The sequence below is a fragment of the Faecalibacterium gallinarum genome (genome assembly GCF_022180365.1).
Taxonomy (GTDB): Bacteria; Bacillota; Clostridia; order Oscillospirales; family Ruminococcaceae; genus Faecalibacterium; species Faecalibacterium gallinarum.
The window spans coordinates 21,681-37,126 of record NZ_BQKV01000017.1; the positions used below are offsets into that span (position 1 = coordinate 21,681).

Sequence of the window (15,446 nt, forward strand, 5' to 3'; positions counted from 1 at the left end):
GTAACTAGTTACATATTTTAGGAGGAAAATACAACCATGGAAAATGCAGTACCCGAAAAGCGAAGCCCTTTTGCCACAGAACCCATCGGACGGCTGATTGTAAAATTTGCCGTCCCCAGTGTCATCGCCCTGCTGGTGAACTCCCTGTACAATATTGTAGACCAGATTTTCATCGGCAATGGGGTGGGGTATCTGGGCAACGGCGCCACCAACATTGTTTTTCCCATCACCATCATCGCGCTGGCGTTGGCGATGATGATCGGCAACGGCGGGGCGGCTTTCCTGAGCCTCAAACTGGGCGAGGGGAACACCAAAGAGGCCCAGCGAGGGGTCGGCAACGCCGTGATGCTGGTGACGGTGGCCAGCCTTGTTCTGACCGCCGTGTTCCTGATCTGGATTGACCCGATCCTGACCCTGTTTGGCGCCACCGATACCCTGCGCCCCTACGCCCTGGAATATGGCTGGGTGATCGGCATCGGCCTGCCCTTTATGATGATTTCCGGCGCCATCAACTCCATGATCCGCGCCGACGGCAGCCCCAAATATGCCATGTTCTCCATGATCATCGGCGCGGTGCTGAATGTCATCCTGGACGCTGTGTTTATCTTTGTCTTTGAGATGGGGGTCCGGGGGGCCGCCATTGCCACCGTGATCGGCCAGGTTGCCTCGTTTGTGGTGTCGGTGGCGTATATGCCCCGGTTCAAGACCGTCCATCTCCGGGCGGAGGCCTTCCGCCCCAGCGGGAAAACCTGCGGCAGCATTGTGGTCTTTGGTCTGAGCAGTTTTATTACCCAGTTTGCGATTACCATCGTCATGGCCTTGACCAATAACCTGCTGGCCCAGTATGGCGCCCAGTCCATTTACGGCTCGGATATTCCCCTGACCGCCACCGGCATTGTCATGAAGGTCAACCAGATTATGATCTCGATCCTTTTGGGCATTGCCACCGGCGCCCAGCCGATTATCGGCTTCAACTACGGGGCCATGAATTTTAACCGGGTGAAAAAAGCGCTGGAAATTTCGCTGATCGCCTCGGAGATTGTTTCGGTTCTGGCGTTCCTTCTGTTCCAGTTTGCCCCCATGAGTGTGATCTCTCTGTTTGGATCGGAGGATGCTCTCTATAATGAATTTGCGGTCAAAGCCTTCCGTATTTTCCTGATGCTCTGCCCCCTGACCGGGTTCCAGACCGTCATTGCAGTTTACCTCCAGGCGGTGGGCAAACCCATCAAGTCGGCGATTTTGTCCCTCGCCCGGCAGATCATCTTTTTTGTGCCCGCCGCGCTGCTTCTGCCCAGGACGCTGGGGGTCGAGGGCGTGCTCTGGACGGGCCCGGTGGCCGACGGTCTGGCCTTTATTATGTCTCTGGCCCTGCTGCTCTACGAGCGGGAACATCTGAAAAAGAGCCATGCCCTGCAATCCAGGACGGCTTAATATAAGTAGGAGGTAAAACCATGAAAAACAGAGTGATCACCATCAGCCGTGAGTTCGGGAGCGGCGGCCGCACCATCGGAAAACGTGTGGCGGCCCAGCTGGGGATTCCCTGCTACGACAACGAACTGCTCCAAAAAACCGCAGAAGAGAGCGGGTTTCAGCAGGAATACATCAAAGAAGCGGGGGAGTACTCCCTGGGCGGGTTGCTGTCGAACGCCTTCTCTCACCGGGGCAGCGCCATGAACAATGCGGATTATCTGTGGCAGATCCAGTACCGGATCATCACTCAGCTGGCAGAAAAAGGCCCCTGTGTCATTGTGGGCCGGTGCGCCGATTATATCCTGCGGGATAAGGCGGACTGCCTGCGGGTTTTCATTCATGCGGACATAAAATTCCGCGCCGAGCGCATCGTGCGGGAATACGGCGAGCGGACCGAATCGCCGGAGCAGCGGATCAAGGATAAGGATAAGCGCCGGGCGGCCTACCACCGCTTTTATACCGATATGAAATGGGGCCACGCCCAAAATTATGATCTCACTCTGAACAGCGGGACTCTGGGGCTGGACAAGTGCGTGGAGATCATCAAGTCCCTTTATTGAAGGACGCTCTGATTGAGATATAGAAAAATCCGCTCGTCTCGGGCCGGCTCACGGCCTGAAACGGGCGGATTTTTTATGCGATCAATGCTTTAAGTGTTCAACGAGGGACAGTTTACAGGGCGGCCAGGGTCTTGGCCACGTTGTAGCCGAAGGTCACGCAGCGGCTATGGCTCAGGCAGTTCTCGTTGTGGGGGTAGGTGCCCGAGAACATGCTGCCCGACACGTTGCCGATGGCGTACAGGCCGGGGATGGGCTCGGCGTTCACGTCCAGAACCTCGCTGTTGGGGGTGATCTGGAGGCCGCCGGCGGTGCACAGGCAGGAGGCCATCTCCTTGGTGGCGTAGAAGGGGGCGGTGTCGATCTTGTGCATCATCTTGCCGGGGAAGTGGAAGTCGGTGTCCTCACCGGCGTCGCACATGGCGTTCCACTTCTCGATGGTGGCCACAAAGGCATCGGCGGGCACGCCCATCTTCTCGGCCAGCTCCTCCAGGGTGTCGGCGGTCACAGCCTTATCGCTGGTGGCAGCGCCGGCCCAGACCTCCTTGGGGCCGTAGCAGCTGGAAGAGGGGGTCCAGATGGAGGAGACAATGTCCATGACATTGGCGTCCACGATGTAATAGCAGTAGGCGCCGGGCTGGGCCTGGATGGCGTTGGCCAGGTGGTTGTAGGCCTCGTACTCGGCGGTGAACCGCACGCCCCGCTTGTTGACCCGCAGATAGGGCATCAGCTGCTGGGGATCCAGCATCAGCGGGTGGGGGTACTCATCCTCCAGGGCGCCGATGGCCTTGGCCATCTCATGGCCGTCGCCGGTGTTGGTCTTGGTGCCGTTCATCCAGTCGCCCAGGGCCAGGTCGCGGGGGCGGCAGCAGGCGGCCAGCTTGGCGGGGTTGAACTCATAGCCGCCGGTGGCCAGCACAACGCCCTTGGAAGTCAGGTACTTGACGTAACCGTTCTCACCCTTGGCGATGGCGCCGATCACCTTGCCGTTCTCAGTCACCAGCTGGACCACCGGGGTGTTGAACAGAACGGTGGCGCCGGCGGCGGTGATCTTCTCCTGGAGCTTTGCGGCAATGTCGGTGGTGGACAGGGGAATGTTGATGGAGGTGTTCCAGCTGCGGCTCAGGCTCAGCACGTCGTATGCGTCGGTGAAGTCGGGGAAGTCGCCCGCGTTGAAGGTCAGGCGGTAGTCCTCCAGGGGAGCCTCCAGCTCGTCCAGGAACCAGTTCACCGCTTCATCGCAGGTGTCGATCCACTTCTGGTAGACGCTCTGCTCGCCCCGGTAGGCGCAGTTCACCATAGCGTCGTCCAGCCACTCCTTGGTGTCGAACTGGGTGCCGTATTTCTCGTGGACCTTGTCGTGGAAGGCGCCCATGGTGGCGCTCCGCCAGGTGGGGGAAGCGCCCTTCTCCAGGGCAACCACCTTCAGGCCCTTTTCTGCGCAGGCCAGCGCCGAGGCCATGCCCGCAGGGCCCTGGCCGCAGACCAGCACGTCGATCTCCACCGTCTCGGTGATCTCGCTGTCGGGGATGGGGTCGGCCACAAAGGCGATCTCGCCCTGGCCAGCCGCCTGGACGCCGCCCAGATTCTCCTCGCAGGCGGGGTAGCCGTTGACCACTTCCTGCACCGGGGCGGTCTCGGCGGGCTGCTCGGTGGCCAGGCCCATGGCCTGGTTGATGCAGTCGGCGGCGGCCTGCTTGACGGCGTCGGAGGTGAAGGTGGCTCCGGCTACCCCGTCGATCTCGGCGCTCTGGGCCTCCATCAGGGCGGTCTGGAAGTCGGCCGCCGAGTTGCGGGCCAGGTCGATGGTCTCGTTGGCGGTGTCCACCGTCACCTCGGTGATGGCATTCTCGGTGAAGGTCATGGTGACCGTCACCTCGCCCATGCCGGTGGCCTTGGCGGTGTAGGTGCCGGGGGTGTAGACGGCGGCGCCGGAGGAGGCAGCGGTGGAGCTGGCGGAGTTGCAGGCGGTCAGAGCGCCGGCGGTGACGCCGCTCATGGCAGCGGCGGCCGCGACCTTCAGAAAGCCTTTGCGGGAAATCTTTTTCATCTGAGTTTCGTCCTTTCTCTTTTGTTGTCCGGGGTGTGATCCGGGGCCTGGATTGCATCCTCTCTGCAAAGCAGGTATACTGATATTGGAATTATACAGCCTTTGATAAACCTTTGACAAACAGCTTTTGCTTGCCGGGGTACAAAGGCGGGTTGTAACGCGCGGAGGCAGACCCATGGACTACAAGCAGCTGAAATTTTTCCGCAAAATCTGCGAGGAGAAGAGCATCAACCGGGCCGCACAAAAGCTGTTCATCAGCCAGCAGGCCCTCAGCAAATCCATCGCCAAGCTGGAGGAGGAGCTGGGCACGCCCCTGTTTATCCGCACGTCGGGGGGCGTGCGATTGACCCCGGCGGGGGAACTGCTGGAACAGCGGGCGGGGGCCTATCTGGAGGAGCACGACGATATTCTGTGCCAGCTGCGGGCGGCGCAGGAGGGCACCCACCTGCGGATCGGGTTTTTCATGGGGCTGCTCCAGGAGCTGCCGCCCCGGTTTTTCACCCGGTTCATGGACGCCCACCCCGAGATCCAGTTCCATTTCCACAGCTACACCGATAACGAGCACAGCCGGGCCTATCAGAACGACAACTGCGATCTGGTGATCACCACCGGGCCCCTGGGCCAGGGCTTTGCCGAGCTGGCCCACCTGGAAACCCGGATCGGGATTATGCTCTCGGAGTCGAACCCCCTGGCCGCCCGGCCCGAGCTCAGCCTGGCGGATCTGAAAGGACAGCTGCTGATCTCCCTCAACACCGAGAACCGTTCCCAGACCCAACTGTTGGAGGCCCTGCGGGCCCAGGGGCTGGTCATCGACACGGTGCTGGGAGACGCCGACGGGGATCTGATTCAGGAATTGCTGGGGCGGGGGTACATCTCCTTTTATGCGGGCAAGCAGAGTGCCCTGCCGGAGGGAATCGTCTTTCGGTTTTTAAAGGATCTCCATCTCTATTGGGAGTTTTATATCTATGGCCACCGGGGCCACCGGCTGACGGCGGTGGAGCGGGAGCTGATCCGGGCCATTCTGGACGCTGTCTCGCCGGAAGAAACCCAAACATAAGGGGGCACAGCCAAACAATTTAGCACATTACTCCAAAAAAGTGGCGGGAGATGCGGCGCAAAATCGTGCGTTTTATCCATTGCCATTTGCCCTTTGCGAGGCTATAATAACCCCATAAACAGCAAAGGCGCTGTGAGCGATTTCGGCTCACAGCGCCTTTTTGTTTACCTGACGCCCACCCTGCCGGCGGGAGGGCTCCAGAGCCGCCATACGAGGAAACAAGAGATAAAGGAGTGGGATTTATGGCAGCCAATGTAATGGAGATCTACGGCAGCAAAGTATTCAACGAGCATGTGATGAAGGAGCGCCTGCCCAGCGCCACCTACAAGAGCCTGAAGGACACCCTGCACAAGGGCGCCCCCCTGGACATCGAGGTGGCCAACGTGGTGGCCAGCGTCATGAAGCGGTGGGCCATGGAACAGGGCGCGACCCATTTCACCCACTGGTTCCAGCCCCTGACCGGCGCCACCAGCGAAAAGCACGACAGCTTTGTCAGCCCGGTGGGGGACGGCACTGCCATTATGGAATTCAGCGGCAAGGAACTGGTCCGGGGCGAGCCGGACGCATCTTCCTTCCCGTCGGGCGGCCTGCGGGCCACCTGTGAGGCCCGGGGCTATACCGCCTGGGACCCCACCAGCTATGCTTTCGTCAAGGATGACGTGCTCTGCATCCCCACCGCCTTTGCCAGCTACACCGGCGAGGCTCTGGACAAAAAGACCCCGCTGCTCCGCTCCATGAAGGCCCTGTCCGACCAGGCCCGGCGGATTCTCAAGCTGTTCGGGAAGAATGTGGATTACGTTTCCACCACTGTGGGCCCCGAGCAGGAGTATTTCCTCATCCGCAAGGAGGACTACGAGACCCGCCAGGACCTGATCCTCACCGGCCGCACCCTCTTCGGTGCGCCGGCTGCCAAGGGCCAGGAGCTGGAAGAACATTACTTCGGCACCATCCGGCCCCGGGTGTCTGCCTTTATGAAGGAACTGGACGATGTGCTGTGGGAGCTGGGCATCCCCGCCAAAACCAAGCACAACGAGGTGGCCCCCTGCCAGCATGAGCTGGCCCCCATTTTTGACACCACCAACGTGGCCATCGACCACAACCTGCTGACCATGGAGATGATGCAGAAACTCGCGCCCAAGTACGGCCTGGTCTGCCTGCTCCACGAAAAGCCCTTCGAGGGGGTCAACGGCTCGGGCAAGCACAACAACTGGTCCATGTCCACCAGCAAGGAGAACCTGCTGGACCCCGGCGACACCCCCATGGAGAACCTGCAGTTCCTGGTTTTCCTGGCCGCAGTAATCAAGGCGGTGGACGAATATGCCGACCTGCTGCGGACCTCGGTGGCTACCCCGGGCAATGACCACCGTCTGGGCGCCAACGAAGCGCCCCCGGCCATCATCTCCATCTTTATGGGCGAGGAGCTGGAGGCTGTCATCGACGCCATCGCCTCCGATTCCCCCTATGCCGGGCCGGTCAAGGTCAAGATGGACCTGGGCGTGGACGTGCTGCCCAAGTTCAGCAAGGACACCACCGACCGCAACCGGACTTCCCCCTTCGCCTTCACCGGCAACAAGTTCGAGTTCCGGATGCCCGGTTCCCACGAGAACCTGAGCGACGCCAACACCATCCTGAACACCGCTGTGGCCAAGGAGCTCAAGGGCTATGCCGACGAGCTGGAAGCCTCGGACGATTTCCCCGATTCGGTCATCGCCCTTGTGAAGCGGACCATCCGAGATCACCGCCGGGTCATCTTTAATGGGGACGGCTACTCTCACGAGTGGGAGCTGGAGGCCGAGCGCCGTGGCCTGCCCAACAAGAAGTACACCCCCGCCGCCCTGCCCGCTCTGATCGACCCCAAGAACATCGCCCTGATGGAAGAGTTCGGGGTGATGACCCGGGTGGAGATGGAGAGCCGCTACGAGGTGGAGATGGAGCACTACGCCAAGATCATCAACATCGAGGCTCTGACCATGCTGGAAATGGCCCGCAAACAGCTGCTGCCCGCCATCAACCGCTATATGAGCGAGCTGGCCAACACCGCCGCCACCAAGCTGGCCGTCAGCGAGAGCCTGAGTGTCCGCAGCGAGACCAAGACCCTGGCCCAGCTGTCCAAGGACGCCGACGAGATGAGCGACGCCATCGACGCCCTGGCCGCCGCCCAGCAGGAGGCCCAGAAGCTCGGCGATATGACCGCCAAGGCCAATACCTTCCACGATAAGGTCCTGCCCTGCATGGAGACACTGCGGGCTGTGGCCGACGACGCCGAGACCGTCTGCGGCGAGGAATATTGGCCTCTGCCCAGTTACAGCAAAATGCTGCACTACGTAGAAAATTAAACCAAAAGAGTTGCCTGCCCTCTCGCCCTGCCCTCTGTAAAAGAGGGTGGGGCGTTTGGCGTGTTCTGGCCTCAGGGACAAAATGAATTCGGCGATACATTGTGACAACTCTTAATTGAAAAGGTTTCATTTCACCAAAAAACGGGTTGACTTTTTGGGCAACCCGTATAGAATAAAAGCACAGACAAAGAGGTCTGGTTCTCCACCGGAGAGCCAGGCCTCTTTTTGTTGTTTTTGGGATTGGGATAGGGATAAAAGGAGTGGACGACTATGTGCTGTATTATGGGTTACACCGGGCACGATCTGCCCGCCGCAGCCTTCAAACAATACCTGCTGCGCACCGTCAGCCGCGGCCCCGACGATCAGAGGGTGATCGAGGGTCCCTTCGGGCTGATGGGATTCGGGCGGCTGGCCATTATGGGCCTGACCCCCGACGGAATGCAGCCTTTCACCCGCGGGGCGGACTGTGTGGTCTGCAACGGCGAGCTGTACGGCTTCCGGTTTGAAAAGGCGATCCTGGAGCGGGAAGGCTATAAATTCCGCTCGGGCAGCGACTGCGAGATCCTGCTGCCCCTTTACTACGAGTACGGATTGGATATGTTCCGGCATCTGGATGCGGAGTTCGCCCTCATCCTCTACGATTCTCGCAAAGACCGGCTGATTGCCGCCCGGGACCCCATCGGCATCCGGCCGCTGTTCTATGGCTATTCCAAATCCAGCCACCAGATCGCCTTTGCCAGCGAATTGCAGAACCTGGTGGGCTGGTGCGATGACATCCGGCCTTTCCCCATCGGCAGCTACTACTGCGACGGGCGGTTCGTCCGCTACGAGGACGTAGCCGACGTGCCCGCCCCCCACGCCGACGGGATGGAGAACGTCCTGAAAAACATCCGGGAGAAATTGATCGCCGGGGTGGAAAAACGGCTGGACGCCGACGCGCCGGTGGGCTTTCTGCTCTCGGGCGGTTTGGATTCCTCTCTGGTCTGCGCCATCGCGGCCCGCAAACTGGGGCGGCCCATCCGCACCTTTGCCATCGGGATGGACACCGACGCCATTGATCTGAAATACGCCCGCCAGACCGCCGAGTATCTGGGCAGCGAGCACCACGAAATCATCATCACCCGGGACGAGGTCATAAAGAGTCTGGAAGAAGTGGTCCGGATCCTGGGCACCTGGGACATCACCACCGTCCGGGCCAGCGTGGGGATGTATCTGCTCTGCAAGGCCATCCACCGGGACACCGATGTCCGGGTGCTCTTGACCGGCGAAATCTCGGACGAATTGTTCGGCTATAAATATACCGACTACGCCCCCACCGCCGACGCGTTCCAGCAGGAGAGCCAGAAGCGGATGCGGGAGCTGTATATGTACGACGTGCTCCGGGCCGACCGCTGCATCTCCGCCAACAGCATCGAGGCCCGGGTTCCCTTCGGGGATCTGGATTTTGTCCGGTACGTCATGGCCATCGACCCCGAAATGAAGCTCAACCGCTACGGCAAGGGCAAATACCTGCTGCGCAAAGCCTTTGAGGGGGACTGGCTGCCCCCGGAGATCCTCTGGCGGGAGAAGGCCGCCTTCTCGGATGCGGTGGGCCACAGCATGGTGGACGACATCAAGCAGTATGCCGAGGGCCTTTACACCGAGGAAGAATTCCAGCTGCGGCGGGCCAACTATTCGGCCCACTGCATGCCCTTCACCAAAGAGAGCCTGCTCTACCGGGAGCTGTTTGAGAAATATTACTACGATCAGGGGCGCACCATTGCAGCGTTCTGGATGCCGAACCGTGCCTGGCCCGGCTGCGATGTAGATGATCCTTCGGCCCGCGTCCTGGCCAACTATGGGGCCAGCGGGGTCTGACGAGAAAGGATGGGATAGGAGAATGAATAGTATGATGAACCAACAGCAGGCAGTCGGCCTGTACAACCCCCGCTTTGAGCACGACGCCTGCGGCATCGGCGCGGTGGTGGACATCCAGGGCCGCAAGAGCCACCAGACCGTCAGCGACGCGCTGACCATTGTGGAGCGGCTGGAACACCGGGCCGGCAAGGATGCCGAGGGCAAGACCGGCGACGGTGTGGGCATCCTGCTCCAGATCAGCCACAAGTTTTTCTCCAAGGTGGCCGAGGAGTTGAATATCTCCATCGGCGGCGAGCGGGAATACGGTGTGGGCATGTTCTTCTTCCCCCAGGATGAGCACCTGCGGACCCGGGCCATGAAGCTCTTTGAGCTGGTCACCCGGAAAGAGGGGCTGGCCTTCCTGGCCTGGCGCAAAGTCCCGGTGGACCCCGATATCCTGGGCAGCACCGCCCGGGACTGCATGCCCGCCATCTGGCAGTGCTTTATCAAAAAGCCCGCCAAGGTGTCCAAGGGCATCGACTTCGACCGCCGGCTCTATGTGGTCCGCCGGGTGTTCGAGCAGGCCAGCAGCGGCACCTATGTGGCCAGCCTGTCCAGCCGGACCATTGTATATAAAGGCATGTTCCTGGTGGGGCAGCTGCGCCGCTTCTACGCCGATTTGCAGGACGAGGACTATGAATCCGCCATCGGCATGGTCCACAGCCGTTTCTCCACCAACACCGCCCCCAGCTGGATGCGGGCCCACCCCAACCGGTTCATCCTCCACAACGGCGAGATCAACACCATCAAGGGCAACACCGACGCCATGCTGGCCCGGGAGGAGTCCATTGCATCCCCGGTGATGGGGGAGGAGATGGGCAAGATCCTGCCCATCGTCAACACCGCCGGTTCCGACTCGGCCATGCTGGACAACGCCCTGGAATTCATGGTGATGAACGGGATGGACCTGCCCCTGGCGGTGATGATCACCATCCCCGAACCCTGGGAGAACAACAAGAACATCAGCCAGAAAAAGCGGGATTTCTATCAGTATTACGCCACCATGCTGGAGCCCTGGGACGGCCCGGCGGCCATCCTCTTTTCGGATGGCGATGTGGTGGGCGCGGTGCTGGACCGCAATGGCCTGCGCCCCAGCCGCTACACCATCACCAAGGATGGGCGGATGATCCTCTCCTCTGAGGTGGGGGTGCTGGACTGCCCGCCCGAAAACGTCCTGGTCAAAGACCGGCTCCGCCCCGGCAAGATGCTGCTGGTGGACACCGTCAAGGGCGAGGTGGTGGACGACGAAAAGCTGAAAGAGCTCTACGCAGGCCGGGAACCCTACGGCGAGTGGCTGGACCGGAACCTGGTCCAGCTGCGAGACCTGAAGATCCCCAACTGCAAGGTCCCCGCCTACACCCCCGACGAGCTGACCCGGCTGGAAAAGGCTTTCGGGTACAGCTATGAGCAGGTGAACGAGATCATCCTTCCCATGGCCCAGAAGGGGGCCGAGCCCAGCGGCGCCATGGGCACCGATACCCCCCTGGCGGTTCTCAGCAGTCACCGGCCGCCCCTGTTCAGCTACTTCAAGCAGATGTTCGCCCAGGTTACCAACCCGCCCATCGACGCCATCCGGGAAAAGGTGGTCACCTCCACCAGCGTCTATGTGGGCGCCCACGGCAATCTGCTGGAGGACAGCCCCGAGAACTGCAAGGTGCTCAAGGTCCATAACCCCATCCTCACCGAGACCGACCTGCTCAAGATCAAGCACATGAACGTCCCCGGCTTCAAGGTAGCCACCGTCTCGATTAACTACTACAAGAACACCAGCCTGGAAAAGGCCATCGACCGGGTCTTTTTGGAGGTGGACCGGGCCTATAAAGAGGGGGCCAATATTATCATCCTGTCCGACCGTGACATCGACGAATACCATGTGGCCATCCCCAGCCTGCTGGCGGTGTCGGCGGTAAGCCAGTACCTCATCCGCACCAAAAAGAGCACCGCCCTGGCCCTTATTCTGGAGAGCGCCGAGCCGCGGGAGGTCCATCACTTCGCGGCGCTGCTGGGCTATGGCGCCTGCGCCGTCAACCCCTATCTGGCCCACGAGGCCATCGGCCAGCTGATCGGCGAGGGTCTTTTGGATAAAGATTTCTACGCCGCCGTCAGCGACTACGACACTGCCGTTCTGAACGGCATCGTCAAGATCGCCTCCAAGATGGGCATTTCCACCATCCAGAGCTACCAGGGCAGCCAGATTTTTGAGGCGGTGGGCATCTCCAAGGAGGTCATCGACCGCTACTTCACCGGCACCGTCAGCCGGGTGGGGGGCATCGGTCTGGACGACATCCAGGCCGATGTAGAGGCCCGCCACAACGCCGCCTTTGACCCCCTGGGCCTGGATATCAATATGCAGCTGGCCAGCAGCGGCGCCCACAAATACCGCGCCGGGGGCGAGGATCATCTGTTCAACCCCCAGACCATTTATCTGTTCCGCAAGGCCTGCTTTGAGGGGGATTACAACGCCTTCAAGCAGTTCACCCAGGCGGTGGACAATATGGGCGAAAACGGCGTCCACCTGCGCAGCCTGCTGGAGTTCCGTTACCCCGAAGAGGGCGGTATTCCCCTGGAAGAGGTGGAGCCGGTGGAGAGCATCCTCAAGCGCTTCAAGGGCGCGGCCATGAGCTACGGCGCTTTGAGCAGCGAGGCCCATGAGACCATCGCTCTGGCCTTCAACCAGATCGGGGCCCGGAGCAATACCGGCGAGGGCGGCGAGCCCCCCGAGCGGTATCACAGCCCTTCCAACTCCAAGATCAAGCAGGTGGCCTCGGCCCGATTCGGCGTCACCAGCCAGTACCTGGTTTCGGCGGAGGAAATCCAGATCAAGCTGGCCCAGGGCGCAAAGCCCGGCGAGGGCGGCCAGCTGCCCGGCAACAAGGTTTACCCCTGGATCGCCCGCACCCGCCACAGTACCACCGGCGTGGGGCTGATCTCGCCCCCGCCCCACCACGACATCTATTCCATCGAGGATCTGGCGGAGCTGATCTATGACCTGAAGAACGCCAACCGTTCCGCCCGGATCAACGTCAAGCTGGTCAGCGAGGCCGGGGTGGGCACCATCGCGGCCGGCGTGGCCAAGGCCGGCGCCCAGGTGATCCTGGTCTCGGGTTACGACGGCGGCACCGGCGCGGCCCCCCGGACTTCCATCCAGAATGCGGGCCTGCCCTGGGAGCTGGGCATCGCCGAGACCCACCAGACCCTGGTCCTCAACGGGCTGCGCACCCGGGTGCGGATCGAGAGCGACTCCAAGCTGCTGAGCGGCCGGGATGTGGCCATCAGCTGTATGCTGGGCGCGGAGGAATTTGGCTTCGGCACCAGCCTTTTGATGGCCGAGGGCTGCGTCATGATGCGGGTCTGCAACCTGGATACCTGCCCCATGGGCATCTGCACCCAGAACCCCGCCCTGCGGAAGAACTTCAAGGGCAAGCCGGAATATATCATCCACTATCTGACCTTTGTGGCCCGGGAACTGCGAGAGTATATGGCCCGTCTGGGGGTGCGCACCATGGACGAACTGGTGGGCCGCACCGATCTTTTGCAGGTGAAGCCTGCCGCTGGTCGGGCCGCCAAGCTGGACCTGGACGCCATCCTCCACAACCCCGCCATCGAAAACCTCAACGTCCACTATCAGCCCCAGGATACCTATGACTTCCACCTGGAGCGCACCCCCGATATGCGGGTCCTGATGAAGAAGTTTAAGCTCTCCAGCAAAGCGCCCCAGACCGTCAGCATGGAGGTCTCCAACACCGACCGGGCCTTCGGCTCCATCTTCGGCAGCGAGATCACCCGCCGGTACGGCAACGACCTGCCCGACGACACCTATACGGTCCAGTGCACCGGCGCAGGCGGCCAGAGCTTCGGCGCTTTCATCCCCAAGGGTCTGACCCTGAGCCTGGTGGGCGACTGCAACGACTATATGGGCAAGGGCATGTCGGGCGGCAAGATCGTCCTCCGCCCGCCCCAGGCCCCCGGCTATCGCCCCGAGGCGAACATCATCGCGGGCAACGTAGCCTTCTATGGCGCCACCAGCGGCCGGGCCTTTGTCTCGGGTGTGGCCGGTGAGCGGTTCTGCGTCCGCAACTCGGGTGTTACGGCGGTGGTGGAAGGCGTGGGCGACCACGGCTGCGAGTATATGACCGGCGGCACCGTGGTGGTGCTGGGCACCACCGGCAAGAACTTCGCGGCGGGCATGACCGGCGGCGTGGCCTATGTCCTGGACGAACAGTGGGACTTCTACCAGCGGGTCAACAAAGAGACCGTCAGCCTGGAGCCGGTGGAGCACAAGCACGATGTAGCTACCCTCAAAGAGCTGATCCGGGAGCACGTAGAGGCCACCGGCAGCCCCCGCGGCCAGGAAATTCTGGAACACTTTGGGGAATACCTGCCCAAATTCAAGAAGGTTCTGCCCTACGACTACGACCGGATGCTGCGGGTCATCGCCTCCATGGAGGAGCGGGGCCTGGACGGCGAACAGGCCCAGATCGAGGCATTCTATGCCCAGCAGAAACAGTGAGGGAGGGGAGATACTATGGGAAAGATCACCGGATTTATGGATTACCCGCGCAAGACCAGCACCGAGACGGAGCCTCTGGCGCGGCTGGAAAATTACAACGAGTTCCACGCCTGGCTGCCCCGGGAGGAACAGCAGACCCAGGCCGGCCGCTGTATGGACTGCGGCGTCCCCTTTTGTCAGTCAGGGCTGATGCTGGGCGGGGCGGCCTCGGGCTGCCCGCTGCACAACCTGATCCCTGAGTGGAACGAACTGGTTTGGCGGGGCAAGTGGCGGCTGGCCTTTGACCGCCTGCGGGCCACCAACCGTTTTGCCGAGTTTACCAGCCGGGTCTGCCCGGCCCTGTGTGAGGCGGCCTGCACCTGCGGCGAGGTGACCGGCAGCCCGGTCTCCATCCGGGAGAACGAGCGGGCCATCGTCGAGATGGGCTATTCCAAGGGCTGGGTGACCGCTGACCCGCCCCCGGCCCGCACCGGCAAGAGCGTAGCCGTCATCGGCGCAGGCCCGGCGGGCCTTGCGGTGGCGGATTATCTGAACAAGCGGGGCCACGCCGTCACCGTTTATGAGCGGGAGGACCGCCCCGGCGGCCTCTTGATGTACGGCATCCCCAATATGAAACTGGAAAAACAGGTGGTGGAGCGCCGGGTCAAGATTATGCAGGCCGAAGGGGTGGAGTTTTTGACCGGGATGAACGTGGGCCGCACGGTGGACGCCGCCGAGGTTCTGGCCCACCACGATGCAGTGGTCCTCTGCTGTGGGGCGAAGCAGCCCCGGGACCTGGACGTCCCCGGCCGGGAGGCCGAGGGGGTCTACTTTGCGGTGGACTACCTGACCAGCGTCACAAAGGCTCTGCTCTCCGGCGGGCCCGCCGCCCTCACGGCGGAGGGGAAAAACGTGCTGGTCATCGGCGGCGGCGACACCGGCAACGACTGCCAGGGCACCGCCCTGCGGCAGGGCTGTGCCGGGCTGCTGGCCCTGGAGATGATGCCCGAGCCCCCCGCCGGACGGACGAATACAAACCCCTGGCCCGAGTGGCCCCGGGTGAAAAAGACCGACTACGGTCAGACCGAGTGCGCCGCCCGTTTCGGGCAGGACCCCCGGGTCTACCAGACCACCGTCAAGGAGTTCTTGAAAGACGAGGCGGGGCACCTGACCGGGGCAATCATCGCCCGGCTGCGCCCCGAGTCCGACCCGGACACCGGCCGCACCCGGATGGTTCCTACTGGCGAGGAGTTCGAGTATCCCTGCCAGCTGGCCCTCATCGCGGCGGGCTTTACCGGCTGTGAATCCTATACCGCCGAGGCCTTCGGCGTGCCCCTGACTGCCCGGGGCTGCACCGCCGCCCAGGACTACACCACCCCGGTGAACAAGGTGTTCACCTGCGGCGATATGCGCCGGGGCCAGAGCCTGGTGGTCTGGGCCCTGCGGGAGGGCCGGGACTGCGCCGCCCGGGTGGATCAGTACCTGATGGGGTACACCAATCTCTGAGGACGCGCCAGACAGTCATTTTTACGACATTCTCTTTTTTGTTGCCATCCTCTTTTTCCTATCCCAACGCAGAAGCGGGGGGGGC

The 15,446-nt window shown here is 61.9% G+C and carries 8 protein-coding genes; 7 read left to right on the plus strand and 1 reads right to left on the minus strand.

Annotation, left to right across the window (positions count from 1 at the left end):
- Positions 1-36 precede the first annotated feature (36 nt).
- The gene (locus tag JCM17207_RS01770) at positions 37-1,431 is read left to right on the plus strand and encodes an MATE family efflux transporter (protein WP_238315897.1); all 1,395 of its coding nucleotides are present in this window, start codon (positions 37-39) and stop codon (positions 1,429-1,431) included.
- A 20-nt stretch (positions 1,432-1,451) separates the two neighbouring features.
- Entirely contained in the window at positions 1,452-2,030 is a 579-nt protein-coding gene (locus JCM17207_RS01775; protein WP_238315898.1) for a cytidylate kinase-like family protein, read from the plus strand.
- A 112-nt stretch (positions 2,031-2,142) separates the two neighbouring features.
- Here the strand turns inward: JCM17207_RS01775 and JCM17207_RS01780 are convergent, their stop codons facing one another.
- On the minus strand, positions 2,143-4,077 hold the full coding sequence (locus JCM17207_RS01780) for an FAD-binding protein (protein WP_238315899.1): 1,935 nt from the start codon (positions 4,075-4,077) through the stop codon (positions 2,143-2,145).
- Positions 4,078-4,252: 175 nt separating this feature from the next.
- On the opposite strand from JCM17207_RS01780, the gene JCM17207_RS01785 reads away from it, so the two are divergent.
- The 5 genes from JCM17207_RS01785 to JCM17207_RS01805 all read left to right on the plus strand — a co-directional run bounded on the left by JCM17207_RS01785 (position 4,253) and on the right by JCM17207_RS01805 (position 15,361).
- On the plus strand, positions 4,253-5,134 hold the full coding sequence (locus JCM17207_RS01785; protein WP_238315900.1) for a LysR family transcriptional regulator: 882 nt from the start codon (positions 4,253-4,255) through the stop codon (positions 5,132-5,134).
- Positions 5,135-5,376: 242 nt separating this feature from the next.
- Positions 5,377-7,470, plus strand: a complete 2,094-nt coding sequence (locus tag JCM17207_RS01790) for a glutamine synthetase III family protein (protein ID WP_238315901.1) — start codon at positions 5,377-5,379, stop codon at positions 7,468-7,470.
- Positions 7,471-7,752: 282 nt separating this feature from the next.
- The gene (gene asnB, locus JCM17207_RS01795; RefSeq protein ID WP_238315902.1) at positions 7,753-9,327 is read left to right on the plus strand and encodes an asparagine synthase B; all 1,575 of its coding nucleotides are present in this window, start codon (positions 7,753-7,755) and stop codon (positions 9,325-9,327) included.
- A gap of 31 nt (positions 9,328-9,358) precedes the next feature.
- Positions 9,359-13,876: a glutamate synthase large subunit gene (gene gltB, locus JCM17207_RS01800; protein ID WP_238315903.1), complete on the plus strand. Its 4,518-nt coding sequence runs from the start codon at positions 9,359-9,361 to the stop codon at positions 13,874-13,876.
- A 15-nt stretch (positions 13,877-13,891) separates the two neighbouring features.
- Entirely contained in the window at positions 13,892-15,361 is a 1,470-nt protein-coding gene (locus tag JCM17207_RS01805; RefSeq protein ID WP_238315904.1) for a glutamate synthase subunit beta, read from the plus strand.
- The last annotated feature ends 85 nt before the right edge of the window (positions 15,362-15,446 follow it).

Bases quoted from the DNA above. Each gene is read 5' to 3' on its own strand.
- JCM17207_RS01775 (WP_238315898.1), top strand. From the start codon at position 1,452: ATGAAAAACAGAGTGATCACCATCAGCCGTGAGTTCGGGAGCGGCGGC.
- JCM17207_RS01790 (WP_238315901.1), top strand. From the start codon at position 5,377: ATGGCAGCCAATGTAATGGAGATCTACGGCAGCAAAGTATTCAACGAG.
- JCM17207_RS01805 (WP_238315904.1), top strand. From the start codon at position 13,892: ATGGGAAAGATCACCGGATTTATGGATTACCCGCGCAAGACCAGCACC.
- JCM17207_RS01780 (WP_238315899.1), bottom strand. From the start codon at position 4,077: ATGAAAAAGATTTCCCGCAAAGGCTTTCTGAAGGTCGCGGCCGCCGCT.
- JCM17207_RS01770 (WP_238315897.1), top strand. From the start codon at position 37: ATGGAAAATGCAGTACCCGAAAAGCGAAGCCCTTTTGCCACAGAACCC.
- asnB (WP_238315902.1), top strand. From the start codon at position 7,753: ATGGGTTACACCGGGCACGATCTGCCCGCCGCAGCCTTCAAACAATAC.
- gltB (WP_238315903.1), top strand. From the start codon at position 9,359: ATGATGAACCAACAGCAGGCAGTCGGCCTGTACAACCCCCGCTTTGAG.
- JCM17207_RS01785 (WP_238315900.1), top strand. From the start codon at position 4,253: ATGGACTACAAGCAGCTGAAATTTTTCCGCAAAATCTGCGAGGAGAAG.